The 25728-nt window shown below is 30.1% G+C and carries 19 protein-coding genes; 8 read left to right on the top strand and 11 right to left on the bottom strand.

Translation table 11 applies throughout. The features are described 5' to 3' along the window. Nucleotides 1-56: 56 nt before the first annotated feature. Nucleotides 57-1556 (bottom strand): TrkH family potassium uptake protein, encoded by a 1500-nt coding sequence (locus tag ABDX67_RS06495; protein ID WP_347174147.1) that lies wholly within the window; start codon nt 1554-1556, stop codon nt 57-59. 3 nt (nt 1557-1559) lie between these two features. After that, a complete protein-coding gene (gene trkA / locus ABDX67_RS06490; protein ID WP_347174146.1) occupies nt 1560-2909 on the bottom strand; it encodes a Trk system potassium transporter TrkA in 1350 nt (449 codons plus the stop codon). A 127-nt stretch (nt 2910-3036) separates the two neighbouring features. On the opposite strand from trkA, the gene radC reads away from it, so the two are divergent. From radC to ABDX67_RS06475, 3 genes are read left to right on the top strand one after another with little or no spacing between them, the layout of a single operon-like run. After that, a complete protein-coding gene (gene radC / locus ABDX67_RS06485; protein WP_347174145.1) occupies nt 3037-3723 on the top strand; it encodes a RadC family protein in 687 nt (228 codons plus the stop codon). 21 nt (nt 3724-3744) lie between these two features. Further along, nucleotides 3745-5049: a polysaccharide deacetylase family protein gene (locus ABDX67_RS06480; protein WP_347174144.1), complete on the top strand. Its 1305-nt coding sequence runs from the start codon at nt 3745-3747 to the stop codon at nt 5047-5049. Nucleotide 5050: 1 nt separating this feature from the next. Next, complete coding sequence (locus tag ABDX67_RS06475; protein WP_347174143.1) at nt 5051-5920, top strand: hypothetical protein; 870 nt, start codon at nt 5051-5053, stop codon at nt 5918-5920. Here ABDX67_RS06475 and ABDX67_RS06470 read toward each other — a convergent pair. Beyond that, nucleotides 5890-7155: an MATE family efflux transporter gene (locus ABDX67_RS06470; RefSeq protein WP_347174142.1), complete on the bottom strand. Its 1266-nt coding sequence runs from the start codon at nt 7153-7155 to the stop codon at nt 5890-5892. The two genes, ABDX67_RS06475 and ABDX67_RS06470, sit on opposite strands and share 31 nt — an antisense overlap. After that, on the bottom strand, nt 7152-8288 hold the full coding sequence (locus tag ABDX67_RS06465; protein WP_347174141.1) for a glycosyltransferase family 4 protein: 1137 nt from the start codon (nt 8286-8288) through the stop codon (nt 7152-7154). Before ABDX67_RS06465 ends, ABDX67_RS06470 begins: the two co-directional genes overlap by 4 nt. Before the next feature lie 76 nt (nt 8289-8364). Between ABDX67_RS06465 and ABDX67_RS06460 the strand changes: the two genes are divergently transcribed. From ABDX67_RS06460 to ABDX67_RS06445, 4 genes are read left to right on the top strand one after another with little or no spacing between them, the layout of a single operon-like run. Continuing rightward, complete coding sequence (locus ABDX67_RS06460) at nt 8365-9048, top strand: YjjG family noncanonical pyrimidine nucleotidase (protein WP_347174140.1); 684 nt, start codon at nt 8365-8367, stop codon at nt 9046-9048. Nucleotides 9049-9082: 34 nt separating this feature from the next. Continuing rightward, a complete protein-coding gene (locus tag ABDX67_RS06455) occupies nt 9083-9637 on the top strand; it encodes a hypothetical protein (protein ID WP_347174139.1) in 555 nt (184 codons plus the stop codon). Between the two features lie 2 nt (nt 9638-9639). Next, entirely contained in the window at nt 9640-11043 is a 1404-nt protein-coding gene (locus ABDX67_RS06450) for a DUF5723 family protein (RefSeq protein ID WP_347174138.1), read from the top strand. A 1-nt stretch (nt 11044) separates the two neighbouring features. Continuing rightward, nucleotides 11045-11815, top strand: coding sequence for a hypothetical protein (locus tag ABDX67_RS06445; protein ID WP_347174137.1), 771 nt, complete (start codon nt 11045-11047; stop codon nt 11813-11815). Here the strand turns inward: ABDX67_RS06445 and ABDX67_RS06440 are convergent. Next, nucleotides 11812-13086 carry a replication-associated recombination protein A gene (locus ABDX67_RS06440; RefSeq protein ID WP_347174136.1) on the bottom strand — a complete coding sequence of 425 codons (1275 nt, stop codon included), beginning with the start codon at nt 13084-13086 and terminating at the stop codon, nt 11812-11814. The two genes, ABDX67_RS06445 and ABDX67_RS06440, sit on opposite strands and share 4 nt — an antisense overlap. A gap of 76 nt (nt 13087-13162) precedes the next feature. On the opposite strand from ABDX67_RS06440, the gene ABDX67_RS06435 reads away from it, so the two are divergent. Beyond that, nucleotides 13163-13843, top strand: a complete 681-nt coding sequence (locus ABDX67_RS06435) for a rhomboid family intramembrane serine protease (RefSeq protein ID WP_347174135.1) — start codon at nt 13163-13165, stop codon at nt 13841-13843. A gap of 20 nt (nt 13844-13863) precedes the next feature. Here the strand turns inward: ABDX67_RS06435 and rlmB are convergent, their stop codons facing one another. The 6 genes from rlmB to ABDX67_RS06405 all read right to left on the bottom strand — a co-directional run bounded on the left by rlmB (nt 13864) and on the right by ABDX67_RS06405 (nt 25643). Then, nucleotides 13864-14613, bottom strand: a complete 750-nt coding sequence (gene rlmB / locus ABDX67_RS06430) for a 23S rRNA (guanosine(2251)-2'-O)-methyltransferase RlmB (RefSeq protein ID WP_347174134.1) — start codon at nt 14611-14613, stop codon at nt 13864-13866. Between the two features lie 71 nt (nt 14614-14684). Continuing rightward, a complete protein-coding gene (locus ABDX67_RS06425; RefSeq protein WP_347174133.1) occupies nt 14685-16061 on the bottom strand; it encodes a RagB/SusD family nutrient uptake outer membrane protein in 1377 nt (458 codons plus the stop codon). A gap of 5 nt (nt 16062-16066) precedes the next feature. Next, nucleotides 16067-19141 (bottom strand): SusC/RagA family TonB-linked outer membrane protein, encoded by a 3075-nt coding sequence (locus ABDX67_RS06420; protein WP_347174132.1) that lies wholly within the window; start codon nt 19139-19141, stop codon nt 16067-16069. A 200-nt stretch (nt 19142-19341) separates the two neighbouring features. After that, nucleotides 19342-20763, bottom strand: a complete 1422-nt coding sequence (locus ABDX67_RS06415) for a SusD/RagB family nutrient-binding outer membrane lipoprotein (RefSeq protein ID WP_347174131.1) — start codon at nt 20761-20763, stop codon at nt 19342-19344. A gap of 11 nt (nt 20764-20774) precedes the next feature. Further along, nucleotides 20775-23924 (bottom strand): SusC/RagA family TonB-linked outer membrane protein, encoded by a 3150-nt coding sequence (locus ABDX67_RS06410; RefSeq protein ID WP_347174130.1) that lies wholly within the window; start codon nt 23922-23924, stop codon nt 20775-20777. 117 nt (nt 23925-24041) lie between these two features. Beyond that, nucleotides 24042-25643, bottom strand: a complete 1602-nt coding sequence (locus tag ABDX67_RS06405) for a BamA/TamA family outer membrane protein (RefSeq protein ID WP_347174129.1) — start codon at nt 25641-25643, stop codon at nt 24042-24044. Between the last annotated feature and the right edge of the window lie 85 nt (nt 25644-25728).

Raw genomic sequence — 25728 nt, 5'->3', positions numbered from 1 at the left:
AGTTAGAAAAAAAAAGCGAACAAAAAAAATGCTATAGAAAAAGAGGGCTTATATTATTAGTTTTTTCTCCAGAAAAAAGGAGAAAATAAGATAAGTACTGTAAACAGTTCTAAACGTCCAATTAGCATTAAAAATGCACAAAACCATTTAGCTGCATCAGACAAATGTGCAAAATTATCAATTGGACTTACAGAGCCAATTGCAGGGCCAATATTTCCTAAAGAAGAACTTGCAGCTCCTAGAGCGGATGTAAAATCTAGCCCTAAAAAAGTTAAAATTACAGAAGAAACTACAAAAATAAGCATGTAAATAATAAAGAAAGAAATAATATTAAATACAATGGTGTGGTTTACAGGTTTTCCGTCATATCTAACTGGAATAATTGCATTTGGGTGTAATGCTTTTTTAAATTCTAAAAAACTGCTTTTTAGCATGATAATATGACGTACAATTTTTACTCCACCACTTGTAGAACCAGCAGAACCACCAACAAAGAACAGTGCAAAGAAAACTCCTGTTGCAAAGAAACTCCACATGGTAAAGTCGGCAGTAACAAAACCAGTTGTTGTAATTACAGAAATTACTTGAAATAGTGAGTGTCTAACAGCACTTTCTACTTCACCAAAAACCTTTGGGTGATTTACTGTAGTTTTAAGCGTTGGGTCTTGATAAAAAATAATAATAACTGCTATAATTGTTGTTACTATTAAGGTGCCAAAAAAGTAATATTTAAATTCCTCGCTTTGAAATATTTTCCGGACTTTTCCTTTTAAAGCAAAATAAGTAAGTACAAAATTTGTTCCTGCAATAAACATAAAAAGAATTATGATATATTGAACTAACGGCATTGCATTATAATGAGCGATACTTGCATTTTTTGTAGAAAACCCACCAGTACTCATGGTTGCCATTGAATGATTTATAGCATCAAACCAGGTCATGCCAGCAAATTTTAGCAAGAAAAATTCACTAAAAGTTAAAGCCACATAAATTAGCCATAAACGCTTTGCAGTATCAGAAATTCTTGGATGTAATTTATCTGTAGATGGTCCAGGAGCTTCCGCCATAAATAGTTGCATTCCTCCAATTCCTAATAAAGGTAAAATGGCAATAGTTAATACAATAATTCCCATTCCACCAATCCAATGTGTTGCACTCCGCCAAAATAAAATACCTTTTGGCATACTTTCTATGTCTGATAAAATAGAAGAACCCGTTGTAGAATAACCAGATAATGTTTCGAAAAAAGCATTAGTAATATCTGGAATTGCTCCACTAAAAAGATAAGGAAGCATTCCTGTAATAGATAAGGTTAACCAACCTAAAGTTACAATTAAATAACCTTCCTTTTTTTGAATATTTGTAGATGTTGGCTTGTTGAAAAAGTACAATAATAAACCTAAAAAAACAGTAACAATTCCTGCGTTTAAAATACCAAACTTAGCATCTTCTTGATAATAAACGCTAAACGGAACAGCAATAAACATAAAAACTCCGTTTAAAATAGCTGTTAAGCCAAGAAAACGGTAAATAATTTTTAGGTTTAAAGATCTCATTTATTAAGATTTAAATAACTCTTCTACAATAGAAATTGCTTCTGGTAAACAAAAAACAATGGCTTTGTCTCCAGCTTTTATTTGAAAATTACCAAAAGACATCAAAGCTTCGCCGTCTCTTATAATTCCGCCAAAAACTGCTTCTCTAGGAAATTTTAATTCCTTAATTGGTTTTTTTGTTACTTTAGAGTTTTGTTTAACTTCATACTCAAAAATTTCTGCATCAATATTGTGTAAATTAGCTAAAGCAAGTACTTCGCCTTTTCTAATATGTTTAAAAATGCTACTTGCCGCTAAGAGTTTTTTATTGATTAATGTATCAATTCCAATAGTTTGAGAAATGTTCATGTAATCCATATTCTCTACCAATGCAATTGTTTTTTTAACGCCTTTAGATTTTGCAACCAAACAAGACATTATATTGGTTTCAGAATTGCCGGTTACAGCAATAAAAGCATCCATTTCTCTAATATTTTCTTCTTCTAAAAGCTCAATATCTCTTCCATCGCCATTAATAACTAAAGCGTTTGATAATTTATCAGCAATATCAAAAGCTCTGTCTTTGTCTTTTTCAATTATTTTTACTTTAAAATTTTCTTTACAAAGATTTCTTGCTGTTTTAAACCCAATACTACTTCCGCCTAAAATCATAACATTTTTAATAGTTATTTGTTTTTGACCAATTATTGGATATAGTTTTTCGATACTACTTTTAGGAACAGAAAAATAAACTTGATCTTTAATGTTATAAACCGTATCTCCACGAGGAATTATTGTTTGAGCAACACCTTCTCGTTTTATGGCAATAGTGATAAAATCTACTAAAGGAAACTTTTCTTTTGCTTCTTTAACCGTTAAATCTAAAATAGGAGATTTGTACTCTAAGGTTGTTCCCATAATGTTAAACAATCCTTTTTCAAACTCAACCGTATCATTAAATGAAGATTGATATAACAACATTTTTATTTCATTTGCAGCTAACTCTTGTGGCGAAATCATAATGTCTACTCCAAATTTTCTAAAATCGATTATATCATTTTTTAAAAATTCAGGATTATCTATTCTGGCAATGGTTTTTTTAACGCCAAGCGCTTTTCCAATAACCGAAACAGTAAAATTTGTATTTTGAGATTCGGTTACCGCTAATAATAAATCAGCAGATTCTATTCCTATTTCTTTTAAAAGATTAATAGAAGTAGCATCTCCTTTTTTTGTAAATACGTCTAAATGATTATTTATGTATTCTAGCTTATCTCCATCAAAGTCAACAACATAAGTATCTTGAGCTTCATAAGATAATAATTTAGCTAAATGGAAACCAACGTCTCCAGCACCAGCTATTATAATTTTCATAAAAGTTTAAAAATGAAAGATAGTGTACAAAGGTATTGTCTTTAATTGTATCCACAAAAAAAAAGAATTTATAATTAAATTTTAAAACGCTAAATAAATCTTATATTTATTCTTAAAACTGCTAAAAATGAAAAAATTAACCATAAAATCTTGGGCAATAGAAGATAGACCAAGAGAAAAGTTAATACTACAAGGAAAATCTGTTTTAACAGACGCAGAACTTATTGCCATTTTAATTGGTTCAGGAACAAGAAAAGAAAGTGCTGTTGAACTAAGCAAAAGAATTTTAAACTCTGTTAATAACAATATAAACGAACTTGCAGCTTTAACTTTTGAACAATTAAAAGAGTTTAAAGGAATTGGAGAAGCAAGAGCCGTAAGTATTATTACTGCTTTAGAATTAGGTAAGAGAAGGCATTTTGAACAAGTAGAACAAAAACCAATTATAAAAAGTAGTAAAGATGCTTTTCAAATAATGCAGCCAATTATTGGAGAATTAGAACACGAAGAATTTTGGGTGTTGTATTTAAATAATTCGAACAAAGTAATTGCTAAAATGCAACTAAGCAAAGGTGGAATTACAGCTACAATGGTTGATGTTAGATTATTGTTTAAAAAAGCAGTTGCCTTAACAACTGTAGGTGTTATTGTGTGTCACAACCATCCTTCAGGAAAATTAACGCCAAGTAAATCTGATGAATTGTTGACTCAGAAAATTAAAGAAGCTGGGCAAACTTTAGATATAAAACTACTAGATCATTTAATTATCACACAAAAAGATTATTTTAGCTTTGCAGACAACCAAATGCTTTAATTTAAACCTTATTTACAAAATTTGATACTCGTTTATACTCATAAAATAACACCAAGATTACGTTATGTTTTTAAGCATATTTTTACGCGTGTTTTGCAAATTCCTGTAGATTTTACAACAACTATTGAAGAGTTTATTGCTTTTAATGGTTTAAAAATGACCTATTCTAAAGCGCCGCTTGGAAGCGAATTTTTTGTAAGAAATAACGACTTGTTATTTGAACAAGGAGTAAACGATTTAGATATTAATATTTTTCATTGGGATGAAACTCCTTGTTTTTTTAATGCTGGATCAAAATCTGTAATTCCGTTTGATATTTTTGCCGCAAGTTTTTATTTATTAAGCAGATACGAAGAATATTTACCACATGTTAGAGATGTGCATGAGCGCTTTACTGCTGAACAAAGTTTAGCGTTTAAATATCGGTTTTTAGAAAAACCATTGATAGATATTTGGGCGTATAAATTACTAGAAAAACTAAAAGAAAAATTTCCAGATTATACATATAAAAACAGAAAATATAACTTTATTTCTACGATAGATGTTGATAATGCTTATGCTTATAAACACAAAAGCTTGGTAAGAACTTTTGGTGCGTTTATCAAGGATTTTTTCACAATAAAGATTCGAAATTTTTGGGATCGGTTAGCAGTAATTACTAATTTAAAAAAAGATCCTTATAATACTTTTAGTAAAATTTTATCGCTACAAAAAAAATATAAAATACAGACAATTTTCTTTTTCTTAGTTGCAGATTACACCACTTTTGACACGAACGTTTCTCCTGCAAAAAATAAATTTAAATTGCTGATAAAATCAATGGTTGATTATGCAAAAGTAGGTTTACATCCTTCTTATTTTTCTATGAAAGATGAAACAATTTTAAAAAAAGAAAAAGAACGTTTAGAGGCAATTACGAATATGCCAATGGAAAAATCTAGACAGCATTTTTTGCGATTTAGTTTACCAGAAACCTATCAACATTTAATTGATTTAGAAATAAAAGAAGATCATTCTATGGGTTATGCAAGTCATGTTGGATTTAGAGCAAGTACCTGTACACCATTTTATTTTTACGATTTAGATTTTGAAATTCAAACACCATTAAAAATTGTTCCGTTTGCTTTAATGGACACAACTTTAAACGATTATATGGGTTTAACTCCAAGACAATCTTTAGGCAAAATTAGAGAGTTAAAAAACGAAGTAAAAGCTGTAAACGGAACGTTTGTTACATTGTTTCATAACGAAAGTTTAAGTGATTATTTACGATGGAAAGGTTGGAGTAAAGTGTACGAATCAATGTTGAAAATTGCAACCGATTAATATGATTCGTTTTGTAAAAAGAAATCAAATTAATGAAGAAAAATACAATAATTGTATTTCTAATTCTTTGCAAACTAGAACTTATGCCTATTCTTGGTATTTAGATGTAGTTGCAGATAATTGGAGCGTTTTAGTTTTAGATGATTATAATGCAGTGATGCCTTTGCCTTTTCAGAAAAAATATCTGATTTCATATATTTCACAACCATTTTTTACACAGCAATTAGGTGTTTTTTCTAAGCGAGAAGTTACTGAAAAATTAATAGAAGAATTTTTAAAAAAGATTCCTAGAAAATTTTTAAAAATAGCATTGCAATTCAATTCAGAAAACAATTTTTCTACAGAAAATACCATTAAAAAAAACAATTATATTTTATCTTTAAAAGAACATTATAATACACTTTATAAAGAATTTTCTAAAGGAAGAAAACATGCTGTACAGCAAGGTTTAAAAGAAGATTTTACCATCGAAGAGGTTTCTTTTTCTGAATTATTAAAATTATCTAAAAAACATTATTCTTTTAAAGAAGTTACAGCAAAAGAATATAAGAAATTGACAAAATTAGTTTCCGTTTTACAAAGTAAAAACAAGGTAAAAATACTTGGAATAAAACTCGAAAAAAAATTAATAGGCGGATCCGTTTTTGTCTTTGATTCTAAAAGGGTAATTTATTTGTTTTCTGCAGTTTCTGAAATTGGTAAAGAAAAACAAGTTGCAAGTTTGTTGTTGAATCATATTATTAAAGAAAATTCAAACACAGAATTACTATTAGATTTTGAAGGTTCTCAAATTCCAGGAATTGCAAAGTTTTTTAAAAGTTTTGGAGCAAAGCCCGAAACTTATTTTTTACTTAATAAGTGGTTGTTGTAAAGTTTCCAAAATAAGATTGCTGAAACAATTCCTGTAAACCACATTAAAGAAGCTGAAGTTATTGCGGCACCTTTTATTCCGTATTTAGGAATCAAATAATAATTACTAAACACATTTATTAGCAACGCAACAGAAGTAATGTAAAAATTTACGTGTGCTTTGCCGATTGATGATAATAGATTACCGAATAATCCTCTGAAAATTAAGATTCCGCAAACACCAACAATTAAAATTAAAAAGGAGGTTTTGTGTTGTGTAAAACCTGCATCAAATAACGTTAAAATAACATCAGCAAACAGCCAAAAGAAAAGACAAAAACCTACACTTAAAAGAGTAAATAACAATATGTAACTTTTACTATATTTTACAATGTATTTTTTGTTGTAAATATTTTCTGTAAACGCAACAAAATCCGTATTGATAAACGCTCTTGGTAAAAACAATAAGCTCAACGGAATTAAAGAAATGTATTTATAATTGGTAACCATTTCTGCATCGTTTAATAATAAACCAATGAGCAAAATATCGATAACAAACAACAATTGAGTTACTACATTAGATAAGCTTGCAAAAATTCCGTAATTCCAAAATTTACGATTTATAATGGTTGGTTTTTTCTTGAAAAGTAAATTAGATTTGAATTTATTTATGAAAAATAAAAGAGAGAAAGTTGGTGTTAAAACTAGCGCAATTGCATAGCCTTTTTCTTTAAAAAAATAACTTAAAATCAATACAGAAATCGTTAAAACTATTGTGAATACAATTTCTGTAAAGGCAAATAGCCTGTTTTTGTGTTGTAATCTAAACTGTATTTTTATCAATTCAAATAAATAAGTTGGTATGATTGTTATTGATAAAAAAGCAAGATAATTATTGGTGGTTTCAAATTTAAAATCAATAAATAGACTTGCTAAAATAATTGTAAAAATTAAAATGAATGTAACCCAGATTCCTTTAAAAAAAGTATAGCGGAATAAACTATTTTTTTCTTCATCAGTTTTTAATAATGCACCATACCTTAACAAGCTTTGATGCAATCCAAAACCGCCAAAAGGAATGATAAATAGAATAATATTATAAGCAAAAAGTACAACACCGAGTTCTTTGTTTGGAATTAATTGTAGCGCAATCCAAGAAGCAACAAAAGATAAAAGTCTAGCAATTATGGAAGCAGATAAAATGTAAGTACCAGCTCTAGAAATAAAATTTTGTATGTAACTTTTTAATAAACTCAAGAGTCTTTTTTTAATGTTTTAAAATACAATTTAGAAAATGTCTCAGAAATAACTTCTTTGCTAAATTTGTTTTCTACAAACAAATGCATTTCTTCTGTGTTTAATTTTGTCGGATTCTTGTACTGTTTTACAATTTCTGTTGTCAACGCTTTTTTGTCTTTTACGGGAATTACAGAAAAGAAATCTTGTGGTTTTAATTCGTTTAGAATTCCTGTATTAGTAGAAATAACAAACGTTCCGCACGCTATAGATTCTGGCATTACAATTCCAAAAGTTTCGTAATTACTAAACGAGACACAAACAGTTGCATTTTGTAAATGTGTGGCTAATTCTTTTTGAGAAACATGATTTATAAACTCAATCTTTGCAGTTTTAAAGTTTAAATCAGAAATTAATTTTTCATAGTTTTCTGATGTTCCTCCAATAAATTTCCAATAAAAATCAGTTATTTCATTTTCCAAAAGTTTGGCAACTTTTAGCATATCAGTTATGTTTTTTTGAGTATCATTTAACCCAGAAACATGAACAACTGTAAACGTTGTGTATTTTTTTTCAGAAGGAATAAAAGTAGTTATGTCAACAACATTTCCGAGAGGAAAATAGTTTCCTTTTAAACTAAAATTCTGCATTCCTTTTTTTAGCTCATTACTAACTGGACACACAAAAGCGGCTTTTTTAGTAATCAATTTAGAACACATTTTTTGAAAAGCAGAAATTTTTGTTTTTCTCGAATTCAAATAACCAGTCCAATGTTCAGAAATGATAAATGGTTTTCTTTTTGTAAAATGTTGATGTAATGCAAACAACCCAAACGGATACAACGTATTTACGTGAATAAGATCAAAATTACCAATCAATTTTAAAATCTGAAAGTACGTTTTGTAAAATCGAATTGTTTTTAAAATTGGATTTTTGGTGTGCTTAACATAACCAATATAAGTTGATAAATTTTCTTCTGTATTTTTATCAATAATAGTTTTTGTGATTTTTTTGCTAGAAACTATGTGTAAAACTGAAACCTTGTGTTTTAAACTGACAGCTTTTGCATGTCTTTCAATAAAATCTCCATTTGTTGGAAATTCTTTTGAAGGAAACCAGCTACACAAAAATAGAATATGTAATTTTTTAGTCAAAAAACAGAAACTTTAGTTACAAATATAAAGACTTAAAAGAGTTTTAAGGTTTGGTTTATATTTATATTTTAGCCAAATGGAAATAAAACACATTTTTTTTGATTTAGACCATACGTTATGGGATTTCGAAAGAAACTCTAATCTAACATTCGAGCAGCTTTTTATTACGCATGATATTCAGTTAGAATTGCAAGAATTTCTAACAGTATATTCACCGATAAATTTTGAATATTGGAAACTGTATAGAGAAGAAAAAGTGAGTAAAGAAGCGTTAAGATATGGTAGATTAAAAAACACTTTCGATAAATTAAATTATGCTGTTACGGATGATTTAATCAATCAATTATCAGAAGAATATATCCATTTATTACCATTAAATAATCATTTGTTTGATGGTACAATAGAGTTGTTAGATTATTTACAGCCAAAATACAAATTGCATATTATTACAAACGGATTTGAAGAAGTTCAGAGTTTAAAGTTAGAGAAATCGGGTATTAAAAAATATTTTAATGAAATAATTACATCAGAATCTGTTGGTGTTAAGAAACCAAATCCAAAAGTATTTGAATTTGCATTGGCAAAAGCAAGTGCAAATGCAGACAATAGTGTAATGATTGGCGATAATTTAGAAGCAGATATTATAGGCGCATTAAATTGCGGAATTTCAAGTATTCACTTTAATTTAGAGAATCTTAAATTTGATAAAAAAAAATATACATCTGTTTCTCATCTTTTACAAATAAAACAATATCTTTAAACGCTATTCGTTGTTGCTAATAACACTTTAATAAATGAAAAACATTAGAAAAACTCCCATATTTTTAATCTTTATTTTTTTATTTTCTTCATGTATTAAACATGTTGATTTTGACCAAATTGAAGACTTAACTGCAGAGCCAGTTTTTAAAACTTCGTTAGCATATTTTACATTAAATCAGGTCACTTTTTTTGATCGAATTAACTCTTTAGAAATAATAGCACCCATAAGTAGAACTTCAAAATTTTTATCACTTAACAGTTCTTTTGTTAGAGAAAATTTAGAAAAATTATCTATCGAGTTCGAAATAAAAAATGAATTTAATCGAAATTTTACGGTAGATTTTCAGTTTTTAGATGATAATGACATCGTAACACATAGCTTAAGAAGATTTTATATTGGAGCAAATAATTTAAAATATTTACATAACGAAACAATTATTGTTTCTGGAAATCAGAAATTTCTATCTTCAACAAAAATTAGAGTTTTAATACAGCTATCTCCCAGTAATAATGGTGGTGGTATTAATCCTAATATCGATAAAAAGTTAGTATTTAAAACAGCAGGAACTTTTTCCCTTAAAATATAAATATGAATTTTAGAAAGTTATTTGTTGTTTTTGGGTTTTTTATTAGTTGTTTAGGTTACAGCCAAAATAAACAATTGTTGTATGGTTTTGCAGAAATGCCAAACACGTTAATGGTAAATCCTGGAGCAGAAACTAACTTTAGGTTTCATGCAGGAATTCCGGTATTATCTGGGTTAGCATTTAATATTGGCGCTTCTAAAGGAACAATTTCAGATTTATTTTTAGATGATAATAGAAGTTTTACATCAAAATTTAAAAGTTTAATAGGGAAATTATCAGAAAGAGACTTTTTAGACTTTAATACAACTATAGAGGTTTTAAACGGTGGTTATCGTTTAAATGAAAAAATGTATTTAAGTTTTGGTTTATATCAAGAAATGGATTTTGTTGGATATTTCCCAAATGATATTGTAAATTTTGCATACTATGGAAACGGAGTAAATGCAGACAAAACAGTGCATTTTTCTCAGCTAAAATTTAGAGGAGAAGTGTTAGGTGTTATACACGCCGGACTATCTTATAAAGTAAATAAAAAACTAAATATTGGTGGTAGATTTAAAATCTACTCTGGTAGTGCACATATGTCTTCAAATAATAATACAGGTACTTTTAGTACAGTGGAAGGAGGAAACAATATTTATAGAAATTATTTAAGTAATATAAATATTAATGTTAATACATCTGGAATATTAAATGAAAATGATAGAATTAGTGTTGGTTTAAAGGATGTTATTAGTAACACTTTTTTAAGTAAAAATATTGGTGTTGGTGTAGATATCGGATTTACCTATCATTACACACCACAAATAGAATTTACAGGTAGTATTTTAGATGTTGGTTTTGTTAATTACTCAAAAAATGTAAAAAATTTAACGATAGTTGGTAGTCATCAATTTGATGGAGTAGAAGTGCTATTTGATGAAAATAATAATAACTATTGGTCACCAATTAGTAAAGATTATTTAGCTGAATTAGATAGCGAATTTAAGGCAAACATTCCTAGAGAAATAAATACAGGTTCTTTTGTTTCTTGGAGACCAATAAAATTTAACGGAGCTGTAAGATATAGTTTTGGAAGAGCCAGATCTAACAAAGAGTGCTACGATGAAACCTATAAAGAGTATTATAATAATTCTGTTGGATTACAATTATATGCAATAACAAGACCTTTAAGTACACAAGTTGCTGCAACAATGTTTCTAGAGAAAAGTATTGGAGAAAAGTTCCATGCTAAATTTACATACACCGCAGATGATTATTCGTTTACAAATATTGGAGTAGGAGTTTCTACACAAATGGGTAAATTTCATATGTATGGTTTGTTAAATAACGTATTAAAATTATCAGAATTATCTGAAGCTAAGAGCGCTTCTTTACAATTTGGGTTTAATTTAATTTTTGATTAAAATGAAGAAATTATTTTTTTTTGGGTTTTTTGTATATAGTTTTTCTTTTTTTGGACAACAAAAATTAAGCAATTATAAATATGTTGTAGTTGCAGAGAAGTTTCAATTTTTTAAAAAAGCAGATCAATACCAAACAAGTTCTTTAACAAAATTTCTTTTTAATAAATATGGATATACATCGTTTTTAAGTATAGATAATTTGCCTGATGATTTAAAAAAGGATAACTGTTTAGCTTTATTTGCGTCAATTAATAATACTTCATCTATGTTTACAACTAAAGTAAATGTGGTCTTAAAAGACTGTAATGATAAAATAATTTACTCAAGTATTATTGGAAAAAGTAAGGAGAAAGAGTACAAAAAATCTTTTCATGAAGCTATTCGAAACGCCTTTCAAGATCCAATAATTAAAAACTATTCTTATAAAGCACAAGCAAACACTATAAAACCAGTTGTCAAAGTTGTAGAAACTCCTAAGGTAAAAAAAGTAGCTGTTGTAAAAGCAGTTGTAGCAAACACAACAAGCACTAATAAAGTAACAGAAACTAAAAAGGGAATAAAAAATGTATTATATGCTCAAACTACTAATAATGGATTTCAATTAGTAGATACAACTCCTAAAGTAATTTTTAAAGTTTTAAAAACACATCAAGAAAACATTTTCATTATTGAAAATAAAAATGGAATCTTATATAAAAAGAATGTTATTTGGGTTGCTGAGTTTTATGAAAACAATGTGTTAATTCAGAAAGAATATCAAGTTAAGTTTTAGTATTTATACTTGCCTTTCCATCTGTTTTTTAAAACTTCTCTAAAAGCAGTTTCTCTTGGATTATTTCCTGGTTCGTACAATTTTGTATTGCTAATTTCTTCAGGTAAAAACTCTTGATTTGCAAAGTTATTCTCGTAATTATGTGCATACTTATAGTTTTTCCCATAATCTAAATCTTTCATCAATTTGGTTGGCGCATTTCTCAAAGCTAAAGGAACCGACAAATCACCAGTTTTTCTTACTAATTCTTGCGCATTTCCAATGGCTTCATATGAAGCGTTGCTTTTTGCAGAATTTGCTAAATAAATAGCACACTGACTTAAAATAATTCTCGATTCTGGATGACCAATTATAGAAACCGCCTGAAACGTATTATTTGCTAAAATTAAAGCCGTCGGATTTGCATTTCCAATATCTTCGGATGCTAAAATTAATAACCTTCTTGCAATAAACTTAACATCTTCGCCGCCTTCAATCATTCTTGCCAACCAATACACTGCGGCATTTGGATCGCTTCCACGTATAGATTTTATAAACGCAGAAATAATATCGTAGTGTTGCTCGCCAGTTTTGTCATAATGAACAGTATTTTTTTGCACTTTCTCTAAGACAAATTTGTCAGTAATCTTTACCGGATCTTCAGATGAATTGACCAACAATTCGAAAACATTTAAGAGTTTTCTTGCATCACCACCAGAAACACGAATTAACGCATCTGTTTCTAGTAGTTTTATTTTTCGCTTAGAAATAAACTCATCTTTTTTTATTGCTCGATCTATTAAAGCAATTAAATCTTCTTTATCAAACGAGTTTAAAATATACACCTGACAACGAGAAAGTAATGCAGGAATCACTTCAAAACTCGGATTTTCTGTAGTTGCCCCAATTAATGTTACCCAACCCTTTTCTACTGCGCCTAATAAAGAGTCTTGTTGAGATTTACTAAAACGATGAATTTCATCGATAAATAAAATAGGGTTTTTACTTGTAAATAAACCACCGCTATTTTTTGCTTTTTCAATAATTTCTCTAACGTCTTTTACACCAGAACTAATTGCGCTTAGCGTATAAAAAGGTCTGTCAGATTCTTGTGCAATAATATTTGCTAATGTGGTTTTGCCAATTCCTGGTGGTCCCCATAAAATTAAAGAAGGAATAATTCCTTGTTTAATGTGGTTTGTAAGAATACCGTTTTTACCAACTAAATGTTGTTGACTAATATAGTCATCCAATTTTTTTGGTCTTATACGTTCTGCTAGAGGTTCGTTCATACTGTAAAAATAAGGAAGTTTTATGACAGATTTTCAGTAAATTTTAAATGGCTGAATTTTTGCTAATTTTATATGGATGAAAACAAGCAATCAATTTAAATTTACAAAAGAGGTATTGATAGTTCCTCTTACTTTTATTTTTGCCATCTGGTTTGTTTATTGGTTTGAAATTCAGTTTTCATTTAATTTCACAAAAGCAGGAATTTTACCAAGAAGTTTAAGTGGCTTAAAAGGTATTTTTCTTTCTCCTTTTATTCATAGCGACACAAACCACCTTTTTAATAATTCAATCCCTCTGTTCGTCTTATTATCGTTTTTAATTTACTTTTATAAATCTGTTTATATAAAAGTTCTTTTTTTAGGTGGACTTATTTCTGGATTACTAACTTGGTTGATTGCTCGCGATGCATATCATATTGGTGCAAGCGGAATTGTGTATTTAGTATTCAGTTTTGTCTTTTTCTCAGGGATTATAAAAAAACAATTTCAATTAGTTGCAGTTTCATTAATTGTAATTTTTTTATATGGAAGTATGGTTTGGTTTGTCTTTCCAATTAAAGAAGGTGTTTCTTGGGAAGGACATCTGTCAGGTTTTTTAGTAGGATTTATTTTTGCTTTTATATTTAAACAAAAAGGAATAGTTAAAGAACAATATGAATTTAAAGAAACAGAATTCGATTTGCTTTTTGATGATGATGGCAATTTTAATCCACCAAAAAAAGAAGTAGAAGAGGAGTTAAATTCAGAAGAAAAGTAAACAATCCTAACTACTAATTCCTAACCACTAATTAACCTCTGTCTAACTGTTTCGTATAAAAAAGCACCACAAGCAACAGAAACATTTAATGATTCTATATCTCCTAGAATAGGAAGCTTTGCTTTATAATCTACCATTTTTAAAATAGAAGGATTAACTCCTCTATGTTCAGAACCCATTATAATTGCAATAGGTTGATTAAAATTGATGTCAAAAATGGAATCGTCTGTTTTTTCTGTGGCGGCAACAGTTTTAATATCTGATGCTTGCAAGATAAACATAGCATCTTTAATGTGATCTACTTTACAAATTGGTACTTTAAAAGCTGCACCGGCAGATGTCTTTATTGTTTCTGCATTTACTGGAGCACTTCCATTTTTTTGAATGATAATTCCGTTAACGCCTGTACATTCTGCAGTTCTTATAATAGCTCCGAAATTTCTAACATCAGAGATTTGATCTAATAATAAAAATAATGGAATTTTATTGTTTTCTAAAGTCGTTTCAATCAATTCATCTAAATCATAAAAATCAATAGGAGAAATTTGTGCAACAGCTCCTTGATGATTGTTGTATTTTGATAAACGATCTAATTTTTCAACAGGAACATTGCTTGTAGATATTCCGTTGGCTTTTATTAGTCCATTTAACTCAGAGAATAAACTTCCTTTTAGCTCTTTTTGTAAATATACTTTACTAATTGTATTGCCGCTATGTATAGCTTCTATAATAGCTCTAATTCCAAAGATTATTTCTGTTTTAATTTCCATATTGCAAATGTAATTATAAATAAAAAAACCACCTCAATTGAGGTGGTTTCTTTTATAATTCTAATAATTAATTAGTATCCAGTATTTTGAACCATATTTGAATTGGCATCAATTTCACCTTGTGGAATTGGCCAAGCAAATGCGTTATTTGGATACGTAAATGTTGCAGCAAAATTTTGTTGCACTGAAGACTTAACTAATCCAGCTCCTGTTCTCATTAAATCATCAAAACGGAAACCTTCAAACATTAATTCTTTTCTTCTTTCTTCTAAAATTTGTGCTTTAGATATTGTATTATAAGCAGCGGCTCCTCTTTTACTTGTAATAGCATTTAATTGTGCTATTGCAGCAGGATGAGATGCAGCTCCTTCTTCAAATAATGCTTCTGCATAGTTTAAAATAACTTCTTCATATCTAATAACAACTACGTTGTCATATCCTTGATTGTCTGGGTATTTACCAATATTTCTTAACATAGTTCCTTCCATACCTAAAATACCTTTTCTAACATCACCAGCATCAAAAATACCATCAACACCATCTATAACCTGAACATCTCCGTAGCTTCCACCACCTGTTGTTCTATAGATGTATGCCAAACCATTAATACCTGCATTATCAGTTGGGCTGAAAGCTAATTCAAAAATTGAATTTCCATTCCCTTTACCAGTCCATGAAGATACATAGTTTGCAGCTGACATTACTGAATATAATCCAGAGTTTATAACAATTGACGCAGCACTTTTAGCTCTAGGATAATCTCCAAAATAAATTGCAGCTCTAGATTCTAAAGCTTTTGCAGTCATTTTAGACATGTATTCTTTTGAACCATCAAAATATGCATTACTCATTTTAGTGTAAGCCATTTCTAAATCTGAATAAATATCAGCTTTATTAGCAGCTACAGTTTCACGAGCAGGGAATAAATCAGATCCTTTAAATTCCTTAACATAAGGAACACCTAAAGTACCACCAGCATGTTGTTGACCATACATCTTTACTAAGTCAAAATGAGCTAATGCTCTCATTGCATATGCTTGCCCTTGAAGGTGCACTCCATAAGCAGCATCTCCTGTTAAAGTAGTTAAATCAGTTGCGATAACAATATTTGCAATTGCAATTGCACGATAAGCATCATCAAACATAAACCCAGAGTTTGCGTTATATGTTAAAGAAGCTTGTGTTGTAAAACGCCCAGAGTTACCGTTAGAAAAACAGTTATCAGAACGAACTTCACCATTTATGATAAAATCTCTACCATAATATCCTGAGCCAGTAATTGCATTATAGGCTCCTTTCATAATACCTTCTACATCCGATATCGTTTTAATACTTCCTTCTACTGATTTACTTTGCTCTAAACTTGGGTCTAGATCAGCAGTATTACATGAAGAAAATACTAATGTAAGGATGAAAAGAGTTGTAAATAATTTATTTATTTTTTTCATGATCTCTAAAATTTAATATTAATACCAAAAATGATAGATTTAACTGGAGGTGTTGTTAATCCAGCTGTACCACCAGCATTTACCTCAGGGTCATATTTTAAATTATCTTCTTTAACCCAAGTAAATAAGTTGGTTCCTCTAACAAATAATCTTGCAGAAGAAACTCCAATAGATTCAGATACATCCGCATCTAAATCATAACCAAAAGTTAAGTTCTTTAATCTAAAGTAATCTCCGTCGTATAAGAACTTAGAATTACTTTGCCAAGGAATTGTTGTCGCTTGCATTCTACCAAATCTTTTTCCTGTATCTCCAGGTTTTTGCCATCTATCTAAAATAGCATCGACACCTTGGTAATACAATGTAGAAAAGAAATCTGTACCGTTAGTATATCTGTGCCAGTCTTCATAAACTTTATGCCCACTTGCGTAATATCCATTAAGGTCTAAAAAGAATCCTTTAAAGTCAACATGTACGTTTAATCCACCTGTTAATTTTGGAATTGCACTACCACCTTGAAATGCTCTTTCAGCAAGATTAAAGTTATTTGTAGTAGCACCGTCTTTACCATTTAAGTAGTATAGTTCATCTCCATTAGCAGGATCTACTCCGGCCCATTTTCGCATATACCATCCCCAAACAGGTTGTCCAACTTCTGTTCTAGATCTAGAACTAGAACCATTAGAACCTCCATTAATATTAATATCGTTACCATTACCATCAACAGCTAATTCTAACACTTCGTTTTTAGTTGTAGCAAAATTACCACCTACAGAAACGTTAAAGTCTTCAGACCTAATGATGTCAGCATTGAATTCAACTTCAAACCCTTTATTTTCCATTCTACCAATGTTTCTCGTTTGATTATTAAAACCAGTCGTTAAAGAAAGAGGAACATCTAATAATAAATTTTTAGATTCTCTTCTGTAGTATCCAACAGAAGCACTAACTCTATTTTGGAATAATCCAACATCAAGTCCTACGTCAAATGTATGAGAAGTTTCCCAAGATAAATCGTTATTACCAAAACTTGTAGGGTTAATAGCACCACCACCACCATAAGTTCCTCCAAAACCAAACAATGCTTGGTAAGAGTTTAACCCGATGTTAGCGTTACCAGTTACACCATAAGATGCTCTAACCTTTAAATTATTAATATAATCTAAGTCTTCCATAAAGCTTTCTTTATGAAGGTTCCATGCAGAACCAACAGACCAGAAGTTACCCCATCTTTTTGCTGGTGCAAATCTTGAGTTACCTTCACGTGTATAAGTTGCATCAAAAACATAACGTCCTTGAAAACCTGAATAGTGTAGTAAACCTAAGTAACGTGCTACTGCCCAATCAGAGAAAGAAGAAGTTGCAGATGTAGGGTTACCAGCCGAAGCTAAGTTTGTCAATCCATCTGTTGCAAAGTTGTCACCATCACCATCTAAGTATAATCTTCTATTTTTTTGAAATTCTTGTACTAATGTAAAATCTAATTGATGATCTTCATTAATGTTATAAGTATAATCTAATGTATTTGCAAATACATAGGTTACATTATTTGTGTGTGCAGCCCAAGCATATCCGTTAGAACCTGCTCCATCTCCACTAATTCTGTTTCTATATCTCTTATAGTTATACACTTGATAATCGATATTGATTCTAGACCCCATTCTTAAATTTTCGATTGGAGTTTCCCACTCAAATAAGTTGTTCGTAATAATTCTTGTAAATTTAGAATCATCAATGTCATTTTGAGCAATCCATAATGGATTCGGTAACGTTGTATTCAAATTAATAGTTCCGTCAGGATTATATGGTTGATCAATTGCAGGCATAAAGAACTTTACCGCACGAGGTGAAGAAAAGTATGCACTAGATTCTAATAAACCATCTTGATATGTATGAGATGCACTATTCTTTGTTGAAAACTTTAACTTATCAGTTAAGTTTTTAGAAAAGTTAATAGACCCAGATACTCTATCAAAAGTAGAACCAATTACCGTAGCATCTTGTTTGTAATATCCTAAGGATGCAAAAAAGTTATGATTTTCATCACCACCTTGTGCACTTAAGTTGTATTCTTGAAATAAAGCATCTTTATTTGTAATAGCTTCAGCCCAATTACCTTCTGGTCTACCAGCGGCATTCCATTTTACGTAATCATCTCCAAAAAAACCTGTAGTTTCATACCAAGTTTTTGCAGCAGCTACATCAGCTAAACCAAAACCAGTACCATAAGTATTGTATAAAGCTTCGTAAAATAACATTTCTCTTTGAGCTCCAGTTAAAACTGTTGGTCCATCAGTTGCGTCATTTGAGAAACCAACAGAAGAGCTAAAGCTAAACGTTGTTTTACCAGACTTACCAGATTTTGTTGTAATTAAAATTACACCGTTAGATCCTCTTGCACCATAAGCAGCAGTAGCAGAAGCATCTTTAAGTACCGTAATACTTTCAATGTTGTTACTGTTGATAGATGATAATGCAGATAAAGAAGAACCTGAACCTGTAGCAGAAACGTTGCTATTGTTCATTGGTACTCCATCAATTACATATAAAGGCTCATTACCAGCTGTAATTGAACTTACACCTCTAATTCTAATATCTGTTGCAGAACCTGGTGTACCAGAATTTCCACTAAATACCAAACCAGCTACTTTTCCTTGCAGTACTTGATCTACTGTAGAAACAGGAACTAATTCTATCTCTTCAGAATTAACCTGAACAGTAGAACCTGTAAGTTCTGTTTTCTTTTGAGAACCATATCCTAAAATAACTACTTCATCAAGAACGTTAGCATCTTCTGCTAAAGTTACATTGATTACTGCAGCACTTCCAACAGTTCTTTCAATTGTTTTGTAACCAAGGTAGCTAAAAACTAAAACATTACCAGATCTAGCTCTAATGGTATATTTACCATCAAAATCTGTCTCAGTACCAGTTATTGTTCCCTTAATTAAAATACTTACTCCAGGCAATGCACCAGATGCATCTGTAACAGTTCCTGAAATAGTCTTGTCCTGTGCAAAACTCATTTGCACAACAAACGCTAATAAAAGCGTCAAGATTCCATTAAACTTTGTCTTCATTTTATAATTATTTGAATTAATTGTTACAAAAATCCTAATATTTTCTTAATTATCCCAATGTTTTAACATTTATTATTGTTAATTATTGTTAATTAAACATAATCTATTGATAAATATTAAAATTCAACATTTTTCAATAAAAAAAAGCTGTTAAGAGAAATCTTAACAGCTTTTAATTTTTTTAAATTATATTTCTATAATTAATTTACATCCCACCATAATTTAGTGTGTAAATCATCTGCTCCTTGAAAAGCAAGCATAGCAGCATAGTTATCTGGATTGTTATCTTGAACAGATGAACTATAAGCATGTCTTACAGGAATCTTCTGTACAAGTGCATATATAGAAGGTGTCAATGCAGGTGCATCTAGTCTTCTCCATTCTGCCCAAGCTTCAGGTCCGTTTAAGTATAAAGCCATATACTTTTCATAAGCAATATCTGCCATAGTAGCACCAGGGTTAGCAGCAGTATATGTATTGATATCTGCAATATCAACACCCCAGTCCATCATTGATGCTTCAATACCCATTTTTTGATGAGCGGCAGCTGAACCACCACCAACATTCCAACCCTTCACTGCAGCTTCTGCTAAAGAGAAGTGAGTTTGAGCAGCTGTATAGATTGCTACTTTGTAAGTAGGGTCACCAATAACTGTATCAGAAATAAAAGCATAATCTTTAGTATTACCATTTACCTTTCCGTTCGGTGCTCCAGCCCATACATCTGGTACTGTGTTGTCTTGTGCAGGTTTAGCATACTTTGTTTTTCTAGGATCGTTTTTAGCAGCTATAAAGCCCATAATCGTTTCTGACATCATATAGTCTTCACGGCTAAAAAATCTGTCTTCCCAAGGATTATCACTTCCTTCATCAGAACCATAATTAAATCTAATGTTTTGAGAATTACTCATGATTAATTTACCAGAAGCAACAGCTTGTTCAAATTTAGTTTTTGCAGTTGCTGCATCAATATCAGAAATTCTTAAAGCCATGATCATTTTTAATGTGTTACCAAAAGTAGCCCATCTTCCCATGTCTCCGCCAAAAAGCATATCACCTTGAGGTCCAGCATTTCCATTCATTCTTCCTAAGGCATCATCGACTTCTGCAAACATAAACGTGTAAAGTTCTTTTTGTGTATCAAACTTAGGTTGAGTTCCTTCAATACCTTTAAAAGCTTCAGACCAAGGTAATGCACCCCAAGTATCTGTCATATAGTGTAAAAAATATGCTCTTAATAGTTTAGAAACAGCAATTTGATTATCGTTATCTCCAAAACTTGCTACCACCGGAGCAGTTGCTGCATCTGAATTTACTTCAATAATTTTGTTTAAGTTTTGAATTGGTCCTGTGTACCACCCATTATAACTAAACGTTAAACCTGCATATCTAGAAGGTCCAGGATACTGTCCTTCTGTAATGTGTTGTACATAATTTATACCGCTTACAGTTGTAATAACTGAAGACACAGAAATTTGAGCCTGTGGTAACAGTTGAGATGTAACGGCAGCTGTAGGTCCATTTGGATTATTATTTATGTCTCCAAAATCAACAGTTTCACATGAACTGATAATAGTAGCAGCAAACATAAAGACAGCTATTTTTTTAATTGTTTTTTTCATTTTATATATTTTTAAAATGTTAATTTTAAGTTCAATCCGAATGATCTTGTGCTTGGTAATGTACCAGCTTCAGCCCAGTTTACTCCAGATCTTTTTTCAATTTCCGAAGGATCAATCCATGGAACATCAGAGTATATTAACCAAACATTATTTGCAAAAGCTCCGATAGAAGCAGACTTAATATTAAATTTATTTACAAAATCTTTGTTTAAAGAGTAGTTAAATCTAATAGTTCTTAATTTTGCATATGTTGCATCGTGTAAGTTGTTTTCATAAACATTACCTAAGTTACCAAGATAAAAGTGATCTACAGCCTCTACATATCTATCAACAACTGTACCATCAGAAGTTGGGTTACCATCTGCATCTGTTCCAGTTTGTAATACACCAACTATATGAACACCACCACCAGAAGCAACAGGGTCTCTTTTAGGATTTCCTTTGTCGTTTAATCCTGCAGTTATCATAGATAAACCAGAGTGGTCCATATATCTTTCAGTTCTTGAGTAGTATCTACCACCAACTTGAAAGTCAAAACCTAAGGTTAAGCTCATGTTTTTATAATCAAAATTAGTTGTTACACCTCCAGTGAAATCTGGTAATAAAGAACCTAAGAATTTGTTAGGCTGTAAAGCGAAGTTACCACTTGCTTTATACATGATTTCTCCATTAGCTCCTCTGGCGAATCCTCTTCCGTAGAATAATCCCCATTCTTCACCAACTCTTTCTTGTAACTTCATGTTAGAAGTATAAGTACTAATATCTCTAGATAAAACTCCATCATAAATATAGTCTACAACTTTAGATAACGTTGCAAAGTTTGCAGCAACACCAAAAGTAAAATCTTCAGTTCTGATAACATCCCCAGATAAACCTATTTCTATACCAGAAGAAGTTGTTTTACCAGCATTTACAGTTACACCAGTATATCCAGTTGATCCATCTAAAGGAACACGTACAGGAATACCTTCATCTTTTCTGCTGAAGTAAGTAATATCTAAACCTAATTTGTTATTAAAGAAAAACATTTCTGTTCCTAATTCTAACTCTTTTCTAATACCACCTTCTAAGATAGGGTTTGCTTGTGTACTTGACACCGACAACGTTCCGTATCCATTATATAAGTTACCTGGATTGAATACACTAGAAATTTGGTACGCACCAGGGAAAAATGGAGATGTAGAATATCCTGCTCTAACTTTAGCAAAATTTAAAACATCATTTTTAGGTAATACTTTGTGTGCTAAGAAACTTCCAGAGAATCCGTAAGTTTCAACTCTGTTAGCTAATGGGTTTGCAGTAGATTTCCAATCTAATCTGTAAGATGCATCTAAATACACTGTACTTTTATATCCAATAGAAGTTTTAGAGAAAATACCTCTTGACTCTGTTTGAGTAAGTCCTGAGCTTGTATTAACAGCATCTTTAGAACCAGCTAAGTTATAAAATAAAGGAATTGTTAAACCTCCAGCAGAACTTGCGCTTAAAGACTTATTTTCAAATTCACTAATTTCAGTACCTACAGAAACATCAACATCTAACACATCATCCATAAATTTATTGTTGTAGTTAGCCATTGCAAAAAATTCTTTTTGAGTAGCTCTAGACTGAGATTCTGAATAGAATGATTGGTCTAATAAACTTTTTGTTGTTCCTCTGTCGTCATTTTGATAAGAGTTAAAAGTTCTTCTAACCTCTGCAGTAAATGAAAGATTGTCATCAAAAGTATAGTTAACACCAATTTTACCATATACAGCATTTTTGTTGTTATGCTTTAAGTTCTCATATGAGTGTAAGTAAGGAGAATCCCAATATAATGGTTTAGTGCTTCGTGGGCTGTTAATGTTCCAAGAAACAAGGTTACCTTGTTGCTCGTAATTTCTTAACCTTTTAAAGTCTAATTGTCTTTGCCACCATTGGTTAAAGTTAGATCCTAAGTTACCATATCCTTGATCAGGATTGTTTAATAATTGTCTGCTATCATAATTCATGTTAACAAAAAATTCAATTTTATCAGAAACATTGTATTTTGCGTTAAGCGCAATTCTTGTTTGCTCTCTTTTTGAATTTGGAATAACTCCATTTTGTTGCAAGTAAGAAACAGAAGTTCTGAAAGAATAGTCTTCATCAGCTTTATTAAAAGATACAGTTGCATTTTGAGTTAAAGAAACATCATAAAATGTATCAATATCATTTGCTGTAGGAGACCAAGCTCTTAGTTCACCAAAAGTTGGAGCTCCAACAATCCATGAATCCCAGTGACGAACCATTGTTCCGTCTAATTTAGGACCCCAAGACTCATCTGCATAATATTCAGGAATTTTTTGCCCATTAAAAGATGCCCATGACGCAGGATCTGTTGCTGGATTGTATGTAAAAGTGTTCCAAGATTGACTATAACCACCACCATACTCATTTTGCATGCTTGGTAAGTTTGTTACAGAGTTTACAGTAGTTGCGTAATCTACATCAATAGTAGCAGTACCTTTTTTTGCTTGTTTTGTTGTAATAACAATAACTCCATTTCTACCTTCAGGACCGTAAATTGCTGTTGCAGAACCACCTTTAAGTACAGAAATATCAGCAATATTGTCTGTGTTAATGTCTGAAGACGCATATACTTTTATACCATCAACAACATAAAGAACGTTAGTTTCACCTCTTAATTTAATTTGAGAAGATCCAAAAGTAGAACTGTTGTTACCAACAATTTGTACCCCAGAAATTTTACCAGCTAATGCGTTAGAAATATCAACTTCTTTTGCTTTAACTAAAGCCTCACCTTTTACAGATTGTTGAGAGAAACCTAAGGCTTTTTTATCTCTTTTAATACCTAGACCAGTAACAACTACTTCGTCTAATACATTTGCATCTTCTTTCATAGTAACATTAATTGTACTAGAAGAGCCAATAGTTCTTTCGACTGTAGTGTATCCTAAATAACTAAAACTAAGAACATCACCTGCCTTAGCTCTAATAGAATACTTACCGTCAAAATCAGTTTCCGTACCTGTAGTTGTTCCTTTAATAAGGACACTAACTCCTGGTAAAGCACCTGAATTGTCTGAAACTGTACCCGAAACAGTTTTTTCTTGTGCAAAAGAAATTTGCACCACCAACGCTAGTAATAGCGTTAAAATTCCATTAAACTTTGTTTTCATTGTGTAATTATTTGAATTAATTAGAGCCAAAAATCATAATAAAAAGTTAAATACACAACTAAAAAGCTAAAAAATGTTAAATTAATTATAATTCAAAGCCAGGTTTTTTCGATTATTTTAAAATAAAGTAATCAATTTAATAGATAAAATTGAAGAATTTAAAGATGATATTGCTTCTGTAGAATTACCATATATATATGATATGTCTATTGAATTATTGTTTTTAATAAAGTTGTAACCAAAACCTAATGAGTATAAAACACTGTTTCTTGTGTTTAGATTAAAAAAGCCAACATCATGAATACTATACAAGTAAGAATTATTATTAGATAGAAAGCGAAGTTCGCTATTTAGATATGAAAATTTTGAAGAAAATATTGACTGCGCATTAAAACCTCTAATACTATTTGTACCGCCTTCTCTAAAAAGTTCATTATTTAAATAAAAACTAGAAAATAAAAACCCGCTTTTACTCCTTATATATATAGCTGTTTTATTTGAAGTTTTTATGATTCCAGAACTTGTAAGATTTAATAATAGTTGATTGTTTTTTGTATTTGTACGTCTTGTTCCGAATAAAATGTTAAAATTAAGATTAAACTCGCTGTTTTTGTGAGAATTGTAATATACTCCAAAGCCAAACATTTTTTTATCAAAATTAGAAATGTTGTTTGAGGTAAAATTTATAGTAGAATTTTCTGCTGAAAATAAAATGGATATATCTATAAATTGATTTAAAGGATAGTTTAAAGAAATTTTTGAGTTTGTGTTGATGTATGTCGAGTCGTTTCTAAATAAATTAAATGATGCTTCGGTGCTAATCTTACTGTTAAAAATATATGGCACTTTTGTGCTTAAAGTAAAATCTTGTTTTTTGTTGCTGTTGTTTTTCCAATTGATTTTAATTTCTTCTCCTTTATTAAAAATATTTACCAAGTTCAGATCTAAATAACCTCTAAAATTTAGTTTTTTGTTTTCGGTAGAAAAATTAATCAAACCATCAAAACTGTTTGCGTTTTTCTTTTTTAAATACAGATATAAAATTGTAGAATCTTTACTGAATAAAATTTCTGGTTTTTTAATTTCTGAAGCAAAATGTAATCGATTTATTTTTTTAGAGATATCTTCAATTTTATTTTCAGTAATTAAAATCTTATTGTTTAACTTTAAATAATGATTTACAAATGATGAAGGAAAATCTATATATCCATTTAGAATTGTTTTGTTGATGCTTCTTTTTTTAGAATAGCTAATTTGAAGTTCTGTGTAAAGAGATTGATTTTTGATGTTTGCGTTTATCAATTTAACTTTAGAAAAAAGCAGACCGTTTTCAATTAAATATTTATTGATAGTATTTAATAAAGGTTTTAGTTTTTCGCTTTCAAGAATCAAAAACTCATTTTTGGTTTTTAAATTTAAAGCAATAAAAATTTCAGCATCTTTTGGTTGTACCTTTATATATATGTCTTTTATTTTAGTTCCTAGTCTTAAATAATACGTGTACTTCTTTTTTTGTTGATTTACGCTGTCAATTAATAAGGTGTAATATCCTTTTTCTTTTAAAATGTTTAGAACACTATCTTTTGTTTTATACAGGTTTTCTTTTTTGTTGAAAATATTTTTGTAAACAATGCTTTTGATAGAGTTGTTTTCAATACTGTCTTTGCTTTTTATATTTAAAATATAATTATTGTTTTCCTGACTGTAAGTCGTGCACACAAAAAAGCTAAAAAAAAGTATATATATATAAGGTGTAAATTTTTTATTCAAAATCAATAAATCTATAGCCATTAAAAGTAAGTTG

Origin of the sequence: Polaribacter uvawellassae, from assembly GCF_039748955.1 — a bacterium.
GTDB classification, from domain to species: domain Bacteria; phylum Bacteroidota; class Bacteroidia; order Flavobacteriales; family Flavobacteriaceae; genus Polaribacter; species Polaribacter uvawellassae.
This window is presented reverse-complemented; position numbering and strand designations above follow the sequence as displayed.

Coding starts and splice junctions, on each gene's coding strand:
- ABDX67_RS06495 (WP_347174147.1), bottom strand. CDS start 1,556: ATGAGATCTTTAAACCTAAAAATTATTTACCGTTTTCTTGGCTTAACA.
- trkA (WP_347174146.1), bottom strand. CDS start 2,909: ATGAAAATTATAATAGCTGGTGCTGGAGACGTTGGTTTCCATTTAGCT.
- radC (WP_347174145.1), top strand. CDS start 3,037: ATGAAAAAATTAACCATAAAATCTTGGGCAATAGAAGATAGACCAAGA.
- ABDX67_RS06475 (WP_347174143.1), top strand. CDS start 5,051: ATGATTCGTTTTGTAAAAAGAAATCAAATTAATGAAGAAAAATACAAT.
- ABDX67_RS06460 (WP_347174140.1), top strand. CDS start 8,365: ATGGAAATAAAACACATTTTTTTTGATTTAGACCATACGTTATGGGAT.
- ABDX67_RS06455 (WP_347174139.1), top strand. CDS start 9,083: ATGAAAAACATTAGAAAAACTCCCATATTTTTAATCTTTATTTTTTTA.
- ABDX67_RS06450 (WP_347174138.1), top strand. CDS start 9,640: ATGAATTTTAGAAAGTTATTTGTTGTTTTTGGGTTTTTTATTAGTTGT.
- ABDX67_RS06445 (WP_347174137.1), top strand. CDS start 11,045: ATGAAGAAATTATTTTTTTTTGGGTTTTTTGTATATAGTTTTTCTTTT.
- ABDX67_RS06440 (WP_347174136.1), bottom strand. CDS start 13,086: ATGAACGAACCTCTAGCAGAACGTATAAGACCAAAAAAATTGGATGAC.
- ABDX67_RS06435 (WP_347174135.1), top strand. CDS start 13,163: ATGAAAACAAGCAATCAATTTAAATTTACAAAAGAGGTATTGATAGTT.
- rlmB (WP_347174134.1), bottom strand. CDS start 14,613: ATGGAAATTAAAACAGAAATAATCTTTGGAATTAGAGCTATTATAGAA.
- ABDX67_RS06425 (WP_347174133.1), bottom strand. CDS start 16,061: ATGAAAAAAATAAATAAATTATTTACAACTCTTTTCATCCTTACATTA.
- ABDX67_RS06420 (WP_347174132.1), bottom strand. CDS start 19,141: ATGAAGACAAAGTTTAATGGAATCTTGACGCTTTTATTAGCGTTTGTT.
- ABDX67_RS06415 (WP_347174131.1), bottom strand. CDS start 20,763: ATGAAAAAAACAATTAAAAAAATAGCTGTCTTTATGTTTGCTGCTACT.
- ABDX67_RS06410 (WP_347174130.1), bottom strand. CDS start 23,924: ATGAAAACAAAGTTTAATGGAATTTTAACGCTATTACTAGCGTTGGTG.